General features: G+C 59.3%; 20 protein-coding genes and 1 riboswitch. Of the genes, 12 read left to right on the top strand and 8 right to left on the bottom strand.

All coding sequences use genetic code 11. The features are described from left to right. The first annotated feature begins 4 nt into the window (after positions 1 to 4). The 3 genes from D3Z90_RS22805 to D3Z90_RS22795 all read left to right on the top strand — a co-directional run bounded on the left by D3Z90_RS22805 (position 5) and on the right by D3Z90_RS22795 (position 1389). Complete coding sequence (locus tag D3Z90_RS22805) at positions 5 to 478, top strand: WbuC family cupin fold metalloprotein (RefSeq protein ID WP_136478158.1); 474 nt, start codon at positions 5 to 7, stop codon at positions 476 to 478. Between the two features lie 85 nt (positions 479 to 563). Then, on the top strand, positions 564 to 1031 hold the full coding sequence (locus D3Z90_RS22800) for a hypothetical protein (RefSeq protein ID WP_136478157.1): 468 nt from the start codon (positions 564 to 566) through the stop codon (positions 1029 to 1031). A 70-nt stretch (positions 1032 to 1101) separates the two neighbouring features. Beyond that, the gene (locus tag D3Z90_RS22795) at positions 1102 to 1389 is read left to right on the top strand and encodes a PA4642 family protein (RefSeq protein ID WP_136478156.1); all 288 of its coding nucleotides are present in this window, start codon (positions 1102 to 1104) and stop codon (positions 1387 to 1389) included. Positions 1390 to 1443: 54 nt separating this feature from the next. On the opposite strand, the gene mqo is transcribed toward D3Z90_RS22795, so the two are convergent. Together mqo and D3Z90_RS22785 are read right to left on the bottom strand one after the other, a co-directional pair. Further along, positions 1444 to 2949 (bottom strand): malate dehydrogenase (quinone), encoded by a 1506-nt coding sequence (mqo, locus tag D3Z90_RS22790; RefSeq protein ID WP_136478155.1) that lies wholly within the window; start codon positions 2947 to 2949, stop codon positions 1444 to 1446. Positions 2950 to 3554: 605 nt separating this feature from the next. Continuing rightward, positions 3555 to 3788, bottom strand: coding sequence for a hypothetical protein (locus tag D3Z90_RS22785; protein ID WP_136478154.1), 234 nt, complete (start codon positions 3786 to 3788; stop codon positions 3555 to 3557). Positions 3789 to 3965: 177 nt separating this feature from the next. Between D3Z90_RS22785 and D3Z90_RS22780 the strand changes: the two genes are divergently transcribed. Further along, positions 3966 to 4550, top strand: coding sequence for a YajG family lipoprotein (locus D3Z90_RS22780; RefSeq protein ID WP_136478153.1), 585 nt, complete (start codon positions 3966 to 3968; stop codon positions 4548 to 4550). A gap of 206 nt (positions 4551 to 4756) precedes the next feature. Then, positions 4757 to 5017: a hypothetical protein gene (locus D3Z90_RS22775; protein WP_136478152.1), complete on the top strand. Its 261-nt coding sequence runs from the start codon at positions 4757 to 4759 to the stop codon at positions 5015 to 5017. Between the two features lie 42 nt (positions 5018 to 5059). Here D3Z90_RS22775 and D3Z90_RS22770 read toward each other — a convergent pair whose 3' ends face one another. Beyond that, the gene (locus D3Z90_RS22770) at positions 5060 to 6226 is read right to left on the bottom strand and encodes a 1-acyl-sn-glycerol-3-phosphate acyltransferase (protein WP_168198494.1); all 1167 of its coding nucleotides are present in this window, start codon (positions 6224 to 6226) and stop codon (positions 5060 to 5062) included. A 121-nt stretch (positions 6227 to 6347) separates the two neighbouring features. On the opposite strand from D3Z90_RS22770, the gene D3Z90_RS22765 reads away from it, so the two are divergent. The 4 genes from D3Z90_RS22765 (at position 6348) to D3Z90_RS22750 (ending at position 8332) form a co-directional block, all read left to right on the top strand. Then, positions 6348 to 6530 (top strand): CPXCG motif-containing cysteine-rich protein, encoded by a 183-nt coding sequence (locus tag D3Z90_RS22765; protein WP_010225771.1) that lies wholly within the window; start codon positions 6348 to 6350, stop codon positions 6528 to 6530. Then, positions 6530 to 6790, top strand: coding sequence for a putative signal transducing protein (locus D3Z90_RS22760; protein ID WP_136478150.1), 261 nt, complete (start codon positions 6530 to 6532; stop codon positions 6788 to 6790). Before D3Z90_RS22765 ends, D3Z90_RS22760 begins: the two co-directional genes overlap by 1 nt. Before the next feature lie 13 nt (positions 6791 to 6803). Beyond that, a complete protein-coding gene (locus tag D3Z90_RS22755) occupies positions 6804 to 7427 on the top strand; it encodes an SOS response-associated peptidase (RefSeq protein ID WP_136478149.1) in 624 nt (207 codons plus the stop codon). A gap of 89 nt (positions 7428 to 7516) precedes the next feature. After that, on the top strand, positions 7517 to 8332 hold the full coding sequence (locus D3Z90_RS22750) for a M48 family metallopeptidase (protein ID WP_136478148.1): 816 nt from the start codon (positions 7517 to 7519) through the stop codon (positions 8330 to 8332). A 48-nt stretch (positions 8333 to 8380) separates the two neighbouring features. Here D3Z90_RS22750 and D3Z90_RS22745 read toward each other — a convergent pair whose 3' ends face one another. The 5 genes from D3Z90_RS22745 to D3Z90_RS22725 form a co-directional block, all read right to left on the bottom strand. Continuing rightward, positions 8381 to 8968, bottom strand: a complete 588-nt coding sequence (locus D3Z90_RS22745) for a TMEM165/GDT1 family protein (protein WP_136478147.1) — start codon at positions 8966 to 8968, stop codon at positions 8381 to 8383. An 88-nt stretch (positions 8969 to 9056) separates the two neighbouring features. Then, positions 9057 to 9176, bottom strand: a riboswitch (yybP-ykoY riboswitch). A 39-nt stretch (positions 9177 to 9215) separates the two neighbouring features. Next, positions 9216 to 10214 carry a class I SAM-dependent methyltransferase gene (locus tag D3Z90_RS22740; protein ID WP_136478146.1) on the bottom strand — a complete coding sequence of 333 codons (999 nt, stop codon included), beginning with the start codon at positions 10212 to 10214 and terminating at the stop codon, positions 9216 to 9218. A 51-nt stretch (positions 10215 to 10265) separates the two neighbouring features. Continuing rightward, positions 10266 to 11231, bottom strand: a complete 966-nt coding sequence (locus D3Z90_RS22735; RefSeq protein WP_136478145.1) for a 2-hydroxyacid dehydrogenase — start codon at positions 11229 to 11231, stop codon at positions 10266 to 10268. A gap of 26 nt (positions 11232 to 11257) precedes the next feature. Next, entirely contained in the window at positions 11258 to 11629 is a 372-nt protein-coding gene (locus D3Z90_RS22730) for a MerR family transcriptional regulator (protein ID WP_136478144.1), read from the bottom strand. 12 nt (positions 11630 to 11641) lie between these two features. Then, on the bottom strand, positions 11642 to 12220 hold the full coding sequence (locus D3Z90_RS22725; RefSeq protein WP_136478143.1) for an NAD(P)H-dependent oxidoreductase: 579 nt from the start codon (positions 12218 to 12220) through the stop codon (positions 11642 to 11644). A 142-nt stretch (positions 12221 to 12362) separates the two neighbouring features. On the opposite strand from D3Z90_RS22725, the gene D3Z90_RS22720 reads away from it, so the two are divergent. From D3Z90_RS22720 to D3Z90_RS22710, 3 genes are all read left to right on the top strand, one after another. Beyond that, complete coding sequence (locus tag D3Z90_RS22720) at positions 12363 to 12992, top strand: LysE family translocator (protein ID WP_136478142.1); 630 nt, start codon at positions 12363 to 12365, stop codon at positions 12990 to 12992. Positions 12993 to 13115: 123 nt separating this feature from the next. Beyond that, entirely contained in the window at positions 13116 to 14798 is a 1683-nt protein-coding gene (locus D3Z90_RS22715) for a fatty acid--CoA ligase (protein ID WP_136478141.1), read from the top strand. Positions 14799 to 15135: 337 nt separating this feature from the next. After that, positions 15136 to 17019, top strand: a complete 1884-nt coding sequence (locus D3Z90_RS22710; protein WP_136478140.1) for a DUF1302 domain-containing protein — start codon at positions 15136 to 15138, stop codon at positions 17017 to 17019. Positions 17020 to 17024 lie beyond the last annotated feature (5 nt).

Here is a 17024-nt window from a genome sequence, read left to right as displayed (position 1 = left end):
CCCCATGCGCCAGCCCGGATTTCTCGACCAATCGTTGTTTACCGAGCTGGCCAGCAAGGCTGCCGCCAACCCACGTGGCCGCCAGCACCATAATTTTCACGCCATGGAAGAACCCTGCCACCGCATGGCGGTAGGGCTCCAGCCTTCGACCTACATCCCGCCGCATCGGCATCTGTCGGCTGACAAGGCGGAATGCCTGATCGTGCTGCGTGGCAAGTTGGGGCTGCTGATCTTCGACGAGCAAGGCGTGGTGCTGGACAAGCGGGTGCTCGAAGCCGGTGGGGAATGCCTGGGCGTGGATCTAGCGCCAGGCACCTACCATGGCCTGGTTGTGCTGGAGGCCGATAGCATGATGTTCGAATGCAAATCCGGTCCTTACCGCCCGGTCGGCGAAGGTGAGATGGCGAACTGGGCGCCGCGCGAGGGCGAGCCAGGGGTGGCTGAGTATCAAGCCTGGATGCGCGCTCAGTTCGAGTGAATCGGCCACGCCTTATCAACCGTGGGCTTGCTCCGCGATATGACCGTCCCATGCTAAAGTGCCCGGCCGCCTCGAGGAGCCTGTCATGCGTGCGATCGTCCCTGTCCTTCTGTTACTGAGCATGCCGCTGGCCGCTGCGCCCTTGCACAGTCAGTTCCTGCCACCGGATGACTTGTCCTTGCGTCAGGAAGTGCCCGAGTTTCAGCAACTGCTCCAGGTCACCGACTACTCAGTAGTCGTTGGTAACCAGCGACAGTCAAACCAGCAGCCGATCCCGGTGACGTCACCTTTGACCCTGCGCCTCAAGGGCAAGCCGCTGAGCAAGGGGACTACGGTCAGCCAGGTAGTGATCAGCTTTGACGCCGAGAGTAAGAGCCTGAAAAAAGCCGTGTTCGATGACAAGCGCAAAGTGCTGAGCCTGAACTACCCGTCGAGCCAATATCAGGTGATTATCGATCTGCTGCGCAACAACACGGTCTACGTGCAATTCCTCAGTTACGCCAATGGTCACGTCTGGGCCGATTTGCATACCGGAGCCGTACGCGCGCGTTGAGCGCCGACGCCGGGCAGGGGTAAACTGCCGGCCCGTGAAAATGTCCGTGATGGTTCAGTTGGAGTCGGTAATGCGTAAAGACAAGAAGCAAGTGATTGGCGACGAGATCAGTGACGACTACATCAAGTCCTTCCTGCAGTTCGAACCGGCGGATGCTACTTCACCTTCGCTGCACAAGCTGATCAAGGCTTATCGTGGCCTGCGCATCGATGACTTCGAGCGTTTTGTCGGTTTCTTTGTTGAGGCGGGTCTGGATGTCGACGGCAAGGACGAGCATGGTCAGACGTTCGTCGACGTGATCAAGGATCAGCGCAACGCCGCTGACTACATCGAAATCATCGACAAGGCACGCAGCTGATTAACGTGCGTGCATAAAAAAACGCCCCGAAGGGCGTTTTTTATTGCCGGTGCGTTACGCGTAATGCTGCGCCGGGCTGTTTTCGACCAGGCCCAGGGCTTCGTCGTTTTGCACGCTGATCTTGTGATACAGGGCAGCGTCGGTAGCCAGGACTTTTTCCCGGGCCGGGAAAATTTCCTTGAGCTTGGCGGCCCAGGCACCCTTGGTCTGCTCGGGGAAGCAGCGCTCGATCAGGTCAAGCATGATCGATACGGTCACCGATGCACCTGGGGAAGCCCCCAGCAGCGCGGCCAAGGTACCGTCCTTGGCTGATACCAGTTCTGTACCAAACTGCAGCACGCCGCCTTTTTTCGGGTCTTTCTTGATGATCTGCACGCGCTGCCCTGCCACTTCCAGGCGCCAGTCTTCGGCTTTCGCTTCTGGGTAGAAGCGGCGCAGGGAGTCAAGGCGTTGCTCCATCGACTGCATCACTTCGCTGACCAGGTATTTGGTCAGGTCCATGTTGTCGCGGGCCACGGCGAGCATCGGGCCGATGTTGCCCATGCGCACCGACAGCGGCAGGTCGAGGAACGAGCCGTGCTTGAGAAACTTGGTGGTAAACCCGGCATAAGGGCCGAACAGCAGCGAAGTCTTGCCGTCGACGACACGGGTATCCAGGTGTGGTACCGACATCGGTGGCGAGCCAACAGCGGCCTGGCTATAGACCTTGGCCTGGTGCTTCTTGACCACTTCCGGGTTGTCGCAACGCAGCCACTGACCGCTGACCGGGAAGCCACCGAAGCCCTTGCTCTCTTCAATGCCCGACTGCTGCAGCAATGGCAGTGCAGCACCACCGGCGCCGAGGAATACGAAGCGAGCATCCACTTCACGGCTGCTGCCGCTGTTCACGTCCTTGATGCTGACGGTCCAGCCGCTGCCGTTACGGCGCAGGCCAGTCACGCGCTTGCAGTACTTGACCTGGGCATCCGGCGTGCTTGCCAGGTGCTTGAGCAGTTTGTTGGTCAGGGCGCCGAAGTTGATATCGGTACCTTTCATGACACGGGTGGCGGCGATTGTCTGGTCGGCAGGGCGACCCGGCATCATCAGCGGCATCCAATCGTTCATGACCGATTTGTCTTCGGTGTATTCCATCTCGGCGAAGGCATGGTGCTGCTTGAGCAGCTCGAAGCGCTTCTTGAGGAAATCGACGCCTTTTTCACCTTCGACGTAGCTCAGGTGTGGAACCGGGTTGATGAACGCCCGTGGAGAGCTGAACGCGCCTTTCTTGCTCAGGTAGGCCCAGAACTGCCGGGACACTTCGAACTGAGTGTTGATGAGCACCGCTTTCTTGATGTCGATGCTGCCGTCGGCGGCCTGCGGCGTGTAGTTCAGTTCACACAGCCCGGCATGGCCGGTCCCGGCGTTGTTCCACGGGTTGGAACTTTCCGCGGCACCCGAATCCATCAACTCGACGACTTCCAGCTTGATGGCCGGGTCGAGTTCCTTTAGCAGTACGGCCAGGGTGGCACTCATGATGCCTGCCCCTACCAATACCACATCGACTGCTTCGTTCTGCGCCATTTAACGCGTCTCCAAAATCTACAGCACCAAATTGACAGCATAGGATCACTGGCCTAGCCAGGATCGCCATGTCCGATTCTTCGCAGTTTTTGCAACTTCAGCGGACACCGCCAAACGGGCTTTACGTTGCTTATGAACGCATTTTAAGACCGATGCGGCAATTCGACTTATGGTCAAGGTGTCCGTCGTGCGTTATGGACCGGCCTCAGGCTCTCATCCTGGAAGAGAGCTGTTGCCAGCTGTTCAGGGCTGCTAGGGACACTTTCGGTGCTTTTGCACATGCCAGACTGTTCATTGCTCGCCACACTCTCGTGAAGTTGTGAAAACCCGTTTTTTCACGCTCTTTTGGAGTCGTGAACCTCAAAAAGGGCTGCGCGATGGCAGACCCGGCAGGTTCAGGCAGAGCAGAGGGCCGAATGATGCTGGCACTGGCTGGTGCAAGACCTGTGTGGAAGGCTCTCTGTGGGCGGTGCGGAGGATGCCGAATGGTGAACATTGGCGGTGCTGCGAGGCCCGATCAGGAGACGTCCTTATAATCGGGGGGAGATTATAACGATGTCTCGGGCAGAAATGATCTTTATTAGCGACTTTTATTGATGCACGGCTCAGGCGGCCAGGCTGCGCTGGATCCAGTTGCCGCCAGGGCGCGCGCAAACCCTTGCGCTAGAGGGCAGCGGGCGATTGAGCCAGGTCAGGCAGATTTCGTTGATTTGCACCCAATTGCCGACAGCAGGCTGATCGGCGCACTGCTTGAACGCCAGGCAAATACCCTGAGCATCCAGGCGCGCGAAGTTGCGCATGGGGCGGCGGGTCAGCAGTGAAGTCCAGAAGTTGGACATGGCGGTCTACCTCTTCAAGTGTTCTTGGCGCCAGCATACCGGTGGGGTCATTAAACGATTGTGACAACGAACCGGCGCCGCGCTTGCCTGTCTCATTCGCTAATGGCACAGCGATGGCTGGGCCGCGCTGCGCTGAGTATACTGGCGGCCTTTGCTGCCTATTCTGGAGAGATGAGCATGTTGCAACGTTTGTTGTTCGGTTTGATCGCGGTGACCAGTCTGACCCTGGTCGGTTGTGCCCACAGCCCGCAACAACTCAGCCCGCAACCAAAACTCACCGCCCAGCTCGCGCCGGTAGGCCATGGCCAGCCGGTCGTGGTCAAGGTGGTCGATGGTCGTGCGTCGCAAACCCTGGGCACCCGCGGTGGCCTGTACCCTGAAACTAGCGCTATTACGGTTACCGGCAACGATATCCTGCCCAAGCTGCAAGCTCAGGCAGAAGCGGCAGTACGCCTGCTGGGCTTCACCCCTACGCCGAACGCCTACAACGCCCCGCAGCTGACCGTGACCCTGGCAGAGCTCAAGTATCAGTCGCCAAAAGAAGGCATGTACGTCACCGAGGCCACCATTGGTGCGACCTTCAAGGCCGACGTTGCCAATGCCAACCGTCGTTACAGCGGCCGTTATGGTGCCTCCCTGGACCAGCGCTTCGGCATGGCGCCAAACCAGGAAACCAACACCAAGCTGGTCGGTGATGTCCTCAGCGACGCGCTTACCCGTCTGTTCAAGGACCAGGCCATCGGCCAGATCCTCGGCGAATAAGCCCGCTAAACCCGTACACCTGAAGAAGCCCGATGACTGTGTGGCAGTCGTCGGGCTTTTTTGTAGGTGATTTCAGGCTGCTTCAGGTGAGGCATCCGGATGACGCTCGCATGACGATGATCGTCGTTGGTCGCAAAAGCCGGGACACAAAGGGAGGCTTGGGTAAAATGCGCGCCGTTGTTACGTCGCTTTTCGAGGTGCTGTAAATGTCGTTACAAATGTTCTGGGGGCTGATCGCTGCCCATCCGGCCAAGCTGATCAACCTGTTGGCACTGCTGATTACCTGCCCTGGCGGCCTGTTGTTGCACAGCGCGCGGCGTCGTGAAGCGCTGGCAGTGGCCAAGGCCCCGAGCGACGAGACGGTGGTCGATGGCATGACGCTGCGCATCAACCGCTTCTACTACATCCTGGGCTTTGCCTTCCTGGCGCTGGCCTTGCTGTTGTCCTGGTTCAGCACCTGGGTATGAGAGGGGGCGGCTACGCGCCCCGTTGGTGCCTCCAGGTAATTCTCAGAGCGCCAAGCCTGCCTTGACCCGGTACTGGTTGCGCACTGGCGTGGCGTACTGCTGCACCAGGTAGGGGCGCTGTTCGAGCGGGCAAGCGTCCAGGCGGCGCTGCCATTCGGCTTGGGCGCGGTCCAGCTCTGGGGCCGGGAACACCTGGTCGGCCGTCGGCACCTGCAGTTGCGGGTCGGCATCGGCCCACTGCGCATAAGCCAGGTAGTGCACCGGAAACAAGCGATAACCCGCCAGAATCTGCCGATCGATCTCCACTGCCAACTGCTTGGTGTCTTCGAAGAACGTCGTTACCGGTGGCGCGAAGTTGATGTGTACGCGTCCCTTGTAGCCGGTAATGCCCTGGGCGATGCTCAGGTCATCCTCGCCCGGTGCCTTGGTGTAGGTACCGGTCGTGGCGCGAATGTACAACTCGCGCGCCTTGGCCTGATCGCAGGGGTCGTATTCGTAGCTGATCGACACCGGGCTCAGGTTCAGCGACTGAATAACCGCGCCGAACGGCTCGTCCTTGCGGCTCATGTGGAACATTTTCAGGATCGCTGAATCAGTGCGATCGTCACCATCCTTGGCACGACCTTCGGCCTGGGCGATCCAGATCGACTGGCCGTCGTTGCGGATCGAATGGTTGATATAGGCTGAAAGCAGCTGGTAGGCGGCAAGCTTTTCCCGCCGCCCGCTGATTGAACGGTGAACGATGAAGCTTTTGTTCAGGCGCATCATGTCGCTGACGAACGGCTTTTGCAGCAAGTTGTCACCGATGGCGATCCGCGGCGTAGGCAGGCCGGCGTGGTACACCGCGTAATTGACGAATGCCGGGTCCATGACGATGTCGCGGTGGTTGGCCAGGAACAAATAGGCCGTTCCGGACTTGAGCAGTTCGACGCCTGTGTAGGTGACCCCGTCGGTTGCCCGCTCGATGGTATGGTCGACGTAGTACTCGACTTTGTCCTGCAGGGTCGAAACGCAAGTAACGCCAGCAAACTCTTTGCGTAGGCGTCGGGCGATCAGTGGCTTGAGCAACCAGCCAAAGGCTCCGGCAGCGCGCGGAAAGCGGAAGTGGGTGAGGATATCGAGAAATGCCGGGTCGCTGAGCAGGCGTGCCAGAACGGCAGGGACCTCAGCGTCGTTGTACGGTCGGATGGCATCGAATTCGCCCATCATGCTCTCTTGTTGGAAACGGCTAGGGTAATAGGTAGGACCGGGCTTCGAAAAACGGCTCGAACACGCGCAGGTCCTGTAAATAGACCGGCAATTATACGCACAAGTCACTCGGGAGGCCGCGATGCTGGAAACTGCGATCTACGATTGCCCTTATTGTGGTGAAGAAGTCGAGACAACGGTGGACCTGTCCGGTGGCGATCAGGAATATATCGAAGACTGTCAGGTCTGCTGCAAGCCGATCCGCTTCGTGCTGCAAGTGCACGGGGAGGAGTGGATGCTGGATGTTTACGGTGAGAACGACTGATGCAGCGAATTTATGAGCCGGAAAGCCTGCTGGAAGCCGAAATGCTGATCGGAATGCTTGAAAGTGAAGGGATCAAGGTCCACCTGATCGGTCGGGACCTGATGGGCGCCATGGGCGATCTACCGATGCAGGGCTTGCTGGCCCTGGCGGTTGCCGATGACCAGGCCGAGTACGCACGGCAGATGATCGCCGCGTACAATAGTGCCCAGCCACTGGCTGGCGACGAACCGGAGCACATTCCGGGAACCCTGATTTGCTAGGTCTTTATCCCCCATGTGTGGACGTTACGCGCTGTTTAGATGGTCGCCTGCCTTTGCTGCATTGCCGGGGTTTCCGGCCGACCAGCAGGCTCAATGGAATATTTCTCCCGGCGCTTCGGTACTGATCCAGCGAAATGCAGAGCAAGGCCAGGTGGAACTTGCCCGCGCGCGCTGGGGGCTGACCCCAGCCTGGTTGACGGATTTGTCGCGAACGCCCGCGCATGCCCGGGCCGAAACCTTGGCCGAGCAGCCGATGTTTCGCGAGGCGTTTCGCCTGCGTCGGTGCCTGATGCCGGCCAACGGTTTTTACGAATGGCGCGGTACGGTGCGCAAAAGGCCCTATTGGTTGACGCCTGGAGAAGGCTCTTCGTTGTTTTTTGCCGCGATCTGGGAGGCCTATCCGGTGCAGGACCAGGTCTGGCTGAGTACTGCGGTGGTAACCCAGGCTGCAGTGAACCAGCGTCGGCCGCTGATTCTCGATGCCGCCGGTCAAGCAGCATGGCTGGACCTGCAAACACCTGTGGCACGCTTGTATGAGTTACTGGCCAGCGCCCAGGCACCTTTACGAGAGCGCGTGCTGGCCAACTTCGTCAACGATCCCAAGGTCAATGGGCCTGAGTGCCTGACCCCGGCGTAACCAGCCGCCTGGAGATTTCTTCGTTTGGGGTGTAGCGGCCTCAATCGACTCGGCCTAGGATACGCGGCATGTTCGAATGGAGTGTTTTCATGCGTAAGTCATTTGTTATCGGTGCTCTGAGTGCCAGTGTGCTACTTGCCGGATGCCAGGCAGTAAACACCACCAGCGGCGGCGCCGTGGGTGTCGAGCGTAAGCAATATATGTTCAGCATGCTCTCGACCGATGAAGTCAACCAGATGTATGCACAGTCTTACCAGCAGACCCTGGGCGAGGCGTCCAGTAAAGGTGTGCTCGACAAAACCAGCGCCGATGCCAAGCGGGTGCAGGTGATTGCCGATCGTCTGATTGCCCAGGCACCGAAGTTTCGCCCGGATGCGGCGCAGTGGAACTGGGAAGTTAACCTGATCAAGAGTGATGAGCTCAACGCCAACTGCGGCCCAGGTGGCAAGATTTTCTTCTACACCGGCCTGATCGATAAGCTCAAGTTGACCAACGACGAGATCGCCGCGGTCATGGGCCATGAAATCGCCCATGCCCTGCGTGAACACGGGCGTGAGGCTATGTCCAAGGCCTACGGTGTGCAGATGGCGCGTCAGGGTGCGGGTGCATTGCTGGGGCTTGGCCAGGATAGCCTGGCGATTGCCGACACTGTGGTGCAGTACAGCATGACCTTGCCCAACAGCCGCTCGAACGAGAACGAAGCTGATCTGATTGGCCTGGAGCTTGCGGCCCGTGCCGGTTACAACCCGAATGCCGCGATCACCCTGTGGGACAAGATGAGCCAGGCTTCGGGTGGTTCGCAGCCGGAGTTCATGAGCACTCACCCAGCTTCCGACAGCCGCCAGGCTGCGTTGCGAGCGGCGATCCCCAAAGTGATGCCGCTGTACGAACAGGCTAAGAAGTAAGCTGGGCCCGGGCCGCCGAGCGGCCCATCGCCGGCTTGATACGAACAGTCAGCCTATCCAGCCACTGACTTCCATCGCTGAGTACACCGCCACGGCAGCCAGGACAAAGAAGGCCGCCGATGCGAGGCGACGAATCAGGGTCAGTGGCAGTTTTTCTGCGGCGAAGTTGCCCGCCAGCACCACCGGTACGTTGGCAATCAGCATACCCAGGGTGGTACCGATGATAACCATGATCAGGTGCGGATACTGGGCGGCCAGCATCACTGTGGCGACTTGAGTCTTGTCGCCGATCTCGGCGATGAAAAACGCAATCAGGGTGGTCAGGAAAGGCCCGAAGCGCCGGGCGGAGCTGGCTTCGTCGTCATCCATTTTGTCTGGAATCAGGGTCCACAGGGCGGTGGCAGCGAAGCTGGCAGCGAGAATCCAGTGCAGGGTGGCTGCAGAGAAGAAAGTGCTGAACCAGGCGCCGACAGCGCCAGCAGCAGCATGGTTGGCCAGGGTGGCGGCGATGATACCGGCGATGATCGGCCAAGGCTTGCGGAAGCGGGCGGCAAGGATAAGCGCGAGCAATTGGGTCTTGTCGCCAATTTCGGCAAGGGCCACGATCGCGGTTGGGACGAGCAGTGATTCCAGCATCAGGGTTCCTACGGGGGCGGGTCGACACGGCTATGACACGTACAGCCTTCCCGCCCCGGGTAAGGTGTTCGTGTCATAGGTCTTGTCAAACCCTGGGTCCGTCTATGCGGACCGTGGGTCGCACGCGCCATGGTCTGTTGACCAAGTATGTTGACGCGTACCGGGCGAGCTGGGTGCTCGCGGGAGACTACTCCCCTAGGACGGAGCGGATTCTGCCTAGGCAAATCCGTTTCGGCAAGGGTTGATTTTAACCGCGTGTTGCCTGATAGATTTTGAAGCCCTGTCCTTCGGCCCGTATCTGGCAATTGCCCAGCGCACTTTCGATGAGCGGTTGGTAGCGCAGGAAGCTGTTGGCAACAAGCCGAAGTTCGCCGCCTTTTCTCAGATGATCGGCTGATTTTTTTAGCAGGTTTTCCGATGCCTGGTAATTGGTGTGTACCCCGGTATGGAACGGCGGGTTACTTAGAATCACATCCAGATCGTAAGGTGCAGCATCGATGCCGTCACCACAGATTACCTCTCCCTCCAGGCCGTTGGCAGCCAGGGTCAAGCGGCTGCTGGCGACGGCAAAGGCGTCGACATCAAGCAGCGTGATCCGACTTTGGGGATAACGGCGCTTGAGCGCCGAGGCCAACACACCGGCACCGCAGCCGAAATCAAGAACGTGGCCGACCGGCAATTGCTGAAGATTTTCCAGCAGCAGGGCACTACCGCGATCCAGGCGGCCGTGACTGAATACACCCGGCAGGCTGACGATCTTCAACGGCCCTTCGGGCATGTCCAGTTCGAAGCGCTCGGCCAGGCTCTCCAGCGGTTTGGCGTCGGGTGCGTGCTCGACGGTGACTTGCCACAGTTGACAGTGGCGTGCGCTGTCGAGCTTGCGAGGCTTGCCGAAGGCATGCAGTTGTTTGGCCGCGCCTTCGATACCCCCGCGTTTTTCCCCCACCAGATACAGCTCGCGGCCTGCCAGGCGCGAGGCCAAGGCATTGAGCAGGTAATTGGCCAGGTCGCGGGACTTGGGCAGAAACAGCACAGCCGCTTCGAAATGCTCGGCGGGTGCCTCTACACCAAAATGGCTACGGCCTGCAAAGCGGGCATCCAGAGCCGTCTGGTCACCGGCGTGCCAGCACCAGCCATGTGCTGCGGGCAGTTTGCCGAGCAGGTCGTCGGCAGGCAAACCGGCCAGCAACAGCGAGCCCTGGAATAGCTCGGCCTGACGAAGCAACACTTCACTGCGCGGGTCCATGGATGGCGGCTCCTGAAAAAAGTGGCGCAGTTTAGCAGAGCCGGGCGTGGCTTAACCGACCTGTCGGCGTGGACGGCCGGCAAAATAGGCTTCTGCGTTTTCGCTCAACTGCTCGACGATGCGCTGGCGCGATTCCACGGCTCCCCAGGCGCTGTGCGGGGTGATGATCAGCCGTGGGATGTCAGCAGCCAGTAACGGGTTGCCATCGACTGGGGGCTCGACACTCAACACATCGGTGGCAGCGCCACCCAGATGACCTGCCCGTAACGTATCCGCCAGGGCTTGTTCGTCGATCAGGCCGCCCCGGGCCGTATTGATTACAAACGCACCGGGCTTGAGCAGGGCCAGCTCTTTGGTGCCAATCAGGTTGCGCGTGTGTTCGTTGAGCGGGCAATGCAAGGTCAGGGCGTCGATCTGGGGAAGCAGTTCGTCCAGGGGCAGGCGATCTTCACGAGCCGGGCGTCCCGGCAATTGCCCTAGCAGAACACGCATGCCAAAGGCCTCTGCCAAGCGAGCAACGGCACCGCCTAGCTCACCGTGACCGAGCATGCCAAGGGTTTTGCCTTCAAGCTCGACGATAGGGAAGTCCAGAAGGCAGAACTGCTTGGCCTTGCCCCATTGCCCGGCGGCAACAGCGTGCTGATAGTCGGGCAGGCGAGTGGCCAGTGCCAGCAGCAGGGCCAGGGTGTGCTGGGCGACAGAGGGCGTGCCGTAGCCCTGGCAATTGCTCACCACAATGCCGTGAGCCCGCGCAGCCTGCAGGTCGACATTATTGGTGCCGGTGGCGGACACCAGGATCAGTTTCAGGTTCGGACAGGCGGCCAGGGTGCTGGCATCGATCATCACTTTGTTGCTGATCGCCACGGTCGCCTCCTGCAAGCGCTGCGCTACCTGCTCAGGGGCGGTCGCCGGATACAGTTGCAACTCGTCGAAACAACCGCGCAGGCGATCCAGATTGAGGTCGCCCAGGTCCAGGGAGTGGTGGTCGAGAAATACGGCGCGGCGTGGGACAGACATGGAAGCTCCAGTAAGGTCGGTCGGGCTCAGGTCGGGTAGCTGAAGCAATCGTATCGGGTCTGCTCAAGGCTCGCTGCAAAAGCTTCGAGGTTTTGCTGTTGCTGCTGCAGGTCGGCGATTTGGGCCTGCAGTTGGGCGCTCTTGCTGGCAATGGCCTGGTGAATGCGAGCCAACGGTAATGCGCCGGGATCGTTGCCATCGACCAGCGCCTGCATCTGCTTGAGACTGAAACCGAGCTTTTGCGCGCATTTGATCAGGCTGACCAGGGTCACGCTCTGTTGATCGTAGATGCGATAGTTGCCTTGGCGTCGAGGCGGGGGGAGGAGACCGATCTTTTCGTAATGGCGTATGCATTTGATCGTGGCACCGGAAAGCTGCGCCGCTTTGCCAATGTACATCGAAAATCCCTTTTAACCGGTGCCGGCCAGCGTGCGGGCCTGTTGCAGCCAGGCATCGCGTTGCTTTGCGGTCGAGCTGATGATGGGGCCAAACGTTAGCGTCTTTTTTGGCCTGATTCCACAAAAGCGCAAGGTCGTACGGCGCATCTGTTCCAGACCTGGCATTCGGTAGACCCAGCGGTAGTACCAAGGGGGTGTATCCATGCACACCAGCAGATCGGCACTGCGACCCTTGAGCAGTTGCTCGGGGAAGGGCGAGCCACTGCGGTACTTGAAAGCGAAGCCTGGAAGCAGGACACGGTCCAGGAAACCTTTCAACAAGGCAGGAATTCCGCCCCACCAGATGGGGAACACGAACACCAGGTGTTGCGCCCAGCTCATCAGTGCCTGCGCGTGCAACAGATCGGACTCCAATGGCTGCTCTTGGCGGTACCCCTGGCGTAACAGAGGATCGAAGTTCAGCGTGCCAAGCTCCAGTACCTGCACATCATGGCCAAGCGCTCGGGATGCACTGATATAGGCGCTGCTCAATGCGGCGCAGAAACTTTGGCTCGAGGGATGTCCGAGAATCACCAGTACACGTTTGTTCATTGAAGGCGGCCTGTGATGTAAAGCAGCCACGCTAGCGCCTGCCCCTAAGGGGAGAGTCAAGCGGCTCACAGGTTGTTACATGGTATGTCGAGGGCGTAATGTACGTGTTCTTTGTATTTCCCTTTTCGCGCAAGGAGCCCCCATGTATTGGGCTGAATTTTTGACGGTTGCCCTGATTCACCTGCTCGCCGTGGCCAGCCCCGGTCCTGATTTTGCCGTGGTGGTGCGCGAGAGCGTGACACATGGACGGCGCGCTGGCACCTGGACTGCCTTTGGCGTCGGCATGGCGATCTTTCTGCATGTCGGGTATTCGCTGTTGGGTATCGGTCTGATCGTGTCGCAGTCGATCGTGCTGTTCAATGCCTTGAAATGGCTGGCAGCGGCCTACCTGCTGTACATCGGTTTCAAAGCCCTGCGCGCCGGCCCGGCTGCACCCGGCAGCGAGACAGTGCAGGCCTCCACGGTCGAGCGCACACCACGCGCAGCCTTTGTTGCAGGCTTCATGACCAATGGCTTGAACCCGAAGGCGACCTTGTTCTTCTTGTCGCTGTTCACCGTGGTCATCAATCCGCACACCCCGCTGGCGATTCAGGCCGGGTATGGCGTTTATCTGGCCGCCGCCACCGGTCTGTGGTTCTGTCTGGTCGCCATGTTGTTCAGCCAGCAGCGCGTACGCGCCGGATTCGCTCGTATGGGACATTGGTTTGATCGCACCATGGGTGCGGTACTGATTGCCCTGGGTGTGAAAATCGCTTTTACCGAGATGCATTGATGGCAAATTGCCTGTAATCACACCTCCGGCTAAATCATTCCTTTGGCTGATTTAGCCGGCGTTAGGGCGTTCTAGAGTGGGCCATGTCTTGCCCAGCACGTGCACTCCAGAAAAGGGACCCTTATGTTGCAGACTCGTGTCATTCCTCCCGCCGAGGGCGCTTATCAGTTTCCCCTGTTGATCAAGCGTTTGCTGTTGTCAGGCAGCCGCTACGAGAAAACCCGCGAAATCGTCTATCGCGATCAACTGCGCTTCAGTTACCTGACCCTCAACGAGCGTATTGCGCGCCTGGCCAACGTGTTGACCGAAGCCGGGGTCAAGGCTGGAGATACGGTGGCGGTGATGGATTGGGACAGCCATCGCTATCTGGAATGCATGTTCGCCATCCCGATGATTGGCGCGGTGGTGCATACCATCAACGTGCGCCTGTCACCGGATCAGATCCTCTACACCATGAACCATGCCGAAGACCGCTTCGTGCTGGTCAACAGCGATTTCGTCGGCCTCTACCAGGCGATTGCAGGGCAACTGACCACGGTCGAGAAGACCCTGCTATTGACCGACGCCGAGTCCAAGACCGCCGACCTGCCCAATCTTGTGGGTGAGTACGAGGCGCTGCTGGCTGCGGCCAGCCCGGTCTATGACTTCCCCGATTTCGACGAAAATTCGGTAGCCACCACCTTCTACACCACCGGTACTACCGGTAACCCCAAAGGTGTGTATTTCACTCACCGGCAATTGGTTCTGCACACCCTGGCTGCCGCTTCCGTTACCGGTAGTATCGACAGCGTGCGCCTGCTGGGCAGTGACGATGTCTACATGCCTATCACGCCAATGTTCCATGTGCACGCGTGGGGAATTCCCTACGTGGCGACCATGTTGGGAATCAAGCAGGTGTATCCGGGGCGCTACGAACCGGAACTGCTGTGTGAACTGTGGCGCAAGGAAAAGGTTACGTTCTCCCACTGTGTGCCGACCATTTTGCAAATGCTGCTCAATGCCAAGGGCGCGCAAGAGCAGGACTTTGGCGGCTGGAAGATCATCATTGGCGGAAGCGCCCTGAACCGAGCCTTGTACGAGGCAGCCAAAGCCCATGGCATTCAGTTGACGGCGGCCTACGGTATGTCCGAAACCTGCCCGCTGGTGTCTTGTGCCCACCTCAACGAGGAGCTGCTGGCCGGTAGCGAAGATGAGTGCATCACTTATCGGATCAAGGCGGGTGTACCGGTGCCCTTGGTGGAATCGGCGATTGTCGACGGTGAGGGCAACTTCCTCCCGAACGATGGTGAAACCCAGGGTGAGTTGGTGCTGCGCGCCCCTTGGTTGACCATGGGTTACTTCCGCGAGCCGGAGAAAGGCGCCGAGCTGTGGCAGGGAGGCTGGCTGCACACCGGGGATGTGGCTACGCTCGACAGCATGGGCGTGATCGATATTCGCGACCGCATCAAAGACGTGATCAAGACCGGGGGCGAGTGGATTTCCTCGCTGGAGTTGGAGGACCTGATCAGTCGCCATCCAGCGATCCGCGAAGTGGCGGTGGTGGGCGTGGCCGATCCTCAGTGGGGTGAGCGTCCTTTTGCGCTGTTGGTGGTGCATGAGCAGCAGAGCGTCGATGCCAAGGCACTCAAGGAGCACCTCAAGCCGTTCGTGGAGCTTGGCCACATCAACAAGTGGGCGATTCCGAGTCAGATTGCCCTTGTTACTGAAATTCCCAAGACCAGCGTCGGCAAACTCGACAAGAAGCGTATCCGTCTCGACATCACTCAATGGCAAGCCAGTAACAGTACCTTTCTCTCGACGCTGTGACCCGCCCTGGGTCGCGCCTGCTTGGGCGCGATCCGCGGGCTAGACGCATCCCAACCTTGTAAAATGTCGTTTTTCGGCCATTCTTCCCCTCGCCAGCGCTGTGGCCGGTTCAACAACCACGCCACTGGGGCAAACATGCAAATCACACTTTAGAGGGATCAAGCAGAAGTACCTGCTGGCTATAGTCGGGTCAGGGGATTTTCAGGAATGGGGGGCAGCACACGCATGTGCCTAGCCACTTGCTCGACGTACAAGGTGCGCTCACACCTGTCGAACGAGGCGTTTCTGCAAAGGACTCACTGCCATAAAAATAAAGAAAGTACATGGAGTAGCGTCGATGACATCAGCAAATCTGTTCTGGCGCCGGGCGAAACTGCCTTTGGCTGTCAGCCTCGCTTCTACGCTCGCCGGTCCTGCATTCGGCGTCAGTTTCAACATCGGTGAAATTGAAGGGTCGTTTGACTCCTCGCTGTCTGTCGGCGCCAGTTGGTCGACGGAGAGTCCGAACAAGAATCTGATCGGCGTCAACAACGGCGGTCAGGGTCTGTCGCAGACCTCCGACGATGGTCACCTGAACTTCAAGAGCGGTGAGACCTTTTCGAAGATCTTCAAGGGCATTCACGACCTGGAACTCAAGTACGGTGATACCGGTGTATTCGTACGCGGCAAGTACTGGTACGACTTCGAGCTCAAGGACGAAAGCCGTCCATTCAAGGATATCAGCGACTCCAACCGCAAAGAGGGCGCCAAGTCCTCGGGTGGTGAGATTCTCGACGCCTTCGTCTATCACAACTACGCCATTGCCGATCAGCCAGGCTCGGTGCGCCTGGGTAAGCAAGTCGTCAGTTGGGGTGAAAGTACCTTCATTGGCGGTGGTATCAACTCGATCAACCCTATCGACGTCGCCGCCTTCCGTCGCCCAGGTGCCGAGGTCAAGGAAGGTCTGATCCCGGTCAACATGTTCTATGTGTCCCAGAGCCTCACCGACAACCTGTCGGCTGAAGCGTTCTACCAGATCGAATGGGACCAGACCGTTGTTGATAACTGCGGTACTTTCTTCTCGCAACCTGACGTCATCGCCGACGGCTGTACCGACAACCTGCGCCTGCTCAACAGCAGCCGCAGCCTGTCGCCACAAGCGCTGGGCTTCCTCGCCAGCCAAGGTGTCGACATCAACCAGGAAGGGGTGAAGGTAGCCCGTGGCCCGGATCGCGATGCCCGTGACAGTGGTCAGTTCGGTGTGGCACTGCGCTACATGTTCGAGCCGCTGGACACCGAGTTTGGCGCCTACTTCATGAACTACCACAGCCGCGCACCGATCTTCAGTGCCACCGGTGCTGATCCTTCGGTTTATGCCGGCTTGAGCAACCTTCAGGGGCCGCTGGCGCAGTTGGCGCCGTTGATCGTCGCCGGTAACTCGCAGTACTTCGTCGAGTACCCGGAAGACATCCGCCTCTACGGCCTGAGCTTCTCCACCACGCTGTCCACCGGCACCGCGTGGAGCGGTGAGCTCAGCTACCGCCCCAACGCGCCAGTTCAGCTCAATACCACGGACATTCTTTACTCCGGTGTCACGCCAATCCCAGGCTTTGGCAATGCCTCGCTGCTCAAAGGCGTTCCAGGCCAGGACCAGCATGGCTACACCCGTAAGGAAATCACCCAGTTCCAGACAACGCTCACCCACTTCTTCGATCAAGTCATGGGCGCCAGCCGCCTGACCGTGGTCGGTGAAGTTGGTGTGACTCACGTGGGTGGTCTGGAAAGTGCGCACAAGATGCGTTACGGCCGTGACCCAGTATTTGGTCCGGGGCCACTGGAGCCTACGGGGCCGGTCAGTACCTGTGAGTTCCTCAACAGCCGAACCATCGCCGGTGCGGGCAACAACGCTTCTTCGGCCAACCTTTCACGCAAGTGCGAGAACGACGGTTTCACCACCAGCACTTCCTGGGGCTACCGCGCTCGCGCCATCTGGGACTACAACGACGTCTTCGCCGGGGTCAACCTCAAGCCTAACGTAGCCTGGTCCCATGACGTTTCCGGTTACTCGCCGGGTCCTGGTGGCAACTTCGAGGAAGGCCGCAAGGCAGTCAGCCTGGGTCTGGACGCCGAGTACCAGAACACCTACACCGCCAGCCTGTCGTACACCAACTTCTTCGATGGTAAGTACAGCACTGTGGATGATCGCGATTTCGTCGCCCTCAGCCTTGGCGTGAACTTCTAAGAACA

This window comes from Pseudomonas sp. DG56-2 (assembly GCF_004803755.1).
In the GTDB taxonomy this organism is placed as follows: domain Bacteria; phylum Pseudomonadota; class Gammaproteobacteria; order Pseudomonadales; family Pseudomonadaceae; genus Aquipseudomonas; species Aquipseudomonas auratipiscis.
Note: the sequence above shows the minus strand (reverse complement) of the source record. Positions and strands in the feature narration are given on the sequence as shown.

Coding starts and splice junctions, on each gene's coding strand:
- D3Z90_RS22805 (WP_136478158.1), top strand. CDS start 5: ATGCGCCAGCCCGGATTTCTCGACCAATCGTTGTTTACCGAGCTGGCC.
- D3Z90_RS22800 (WP_136478157.1), top strand. CDS start 564: ATGCGTGCGATCGTCCCTGTCCTTCTGTTACTGAGCATGCCGCTGGCC.
- D3Z90_RS22795 (WP_136478156.1), top strand. CDS start 1,102: ATGCGTAAAGACAAGAAGCAAGTGATTGGCGACGAGATCAGTGACGAC.
- mqo (WP_136478155.1), bottom strand. CDS start 2,949: ATGGCGCAGAACGAAGCAGTCGATGTGGTATTGGTAGGGGCAGGCATC.
- D3Z90_RS22785 (WP_136478154.1), bottom strand. CDS start 3,788: ATGTCCAACTTCTGGACTTCACTGCTGACCCGCCGCCCCATGCGCAAC.
- D3Z90_RS22780 (WP_136478153.1), top strand. CDS start 3,966: ATGTTGCAACGTTTGTTGTTCGGTTTGATCGCGGTGACCAGTCTGACC.
- D3Z90_RS22775 (WP_136478152.1), top strand. CDS start 4,757: ATGTCGTTACAAATGTTCTGGGGGCTGATCGCTGCCCATCCGGCCAAG.
- D3Z90_RS22770 (WP_168198494.1), bottom strand. CDS start 6,226: ATGATGGGCGAATTCGATGCCATCCGACCGTACAACGACGCTGAGGTC.
- D3Z90_RS22765 (WP_010225771.1), top strand. CDS start 6,348: ATGCTGGAAACTGCGATCTACGATTGCCCTTATTGTGGTGAAGAAGTC.
- D3Z90_RS22760 (WP_136478150.1), top strand. CDS start 6,530: ATGCAGCGAATTTATGAGCCGGAAAGCCTGCTGGAAGCCGAAATGCTG.
- D3Z90_RS22755 (WP_136478149.1), top strand. CDS start 6,804: ATGTGTGGACGTTACGCGCTGTTTAGATGGTCGCCTGCCTTTGCTGCA.
- D3Z90_RS22750 (WP_136478148.1), top strand. CDS start 7,517: ATGCGTAAGTCATTTGTTATCGGTGCTCTGAGTGCCAGTGTGCTACTT.
- D3Z90_RS22745 (WP_136478147.1), bottom strand. CDS start 8,968: ATGCTGGAATCACTGCTCGTCCCAACCGCGATCGTGGCCCTTGCCGAA.
- D3Z90_RS22740 (WP_136478146.1), bottom strand. CDS start 10,214: ATGGACCCGCGCAGTGAAGTGTTGCTTCGTCAGGCCGAGCTATTCCAG.
- D3Z90_RS22735 (WP_136478145.1), bottom strand. CDS start 11,231: ATGTCTGTCCCACGCCGCGCCGTATTTCTCGACCACCACTCCCTGGAC.
- D3Z90_RS22730 (WP_136478144.1), bottom strand. CDS start 11,629: ATGTACATTGGCAAAGCGGCGCAGCTTTCCGGTGCCACGATCAAATGC.
- D3Z90_RS22725 (WP_136478143.1), bottom strand. CDS start 12,220: ATGAACAAACGTGTACTGGTGATTCTCGGACATCCCTCGAGCCAAAGT.
- D3Z90_RS22720 (WP_136478142.1), top strand. CDS start 12,363: ATGTATTGGGCTGAATTTTTGACGGTTGCCCTGATTCACCTGCTCGCC.
- D3Z90_RS22715 (WP_136478141.1), top strand. CDS start 13,116: ATGTTGCAGACTCGTGTCATTCCTCCCGCCGAGGGCGCTTATCAGTTT.
- D3Z90_RS22710 (WP_136478140.1), top strand. CDS start 15,136: ATGACATCAGCAAATCTGTTCTGGCGCCGGGCGAAACTGCCTTTGGCT.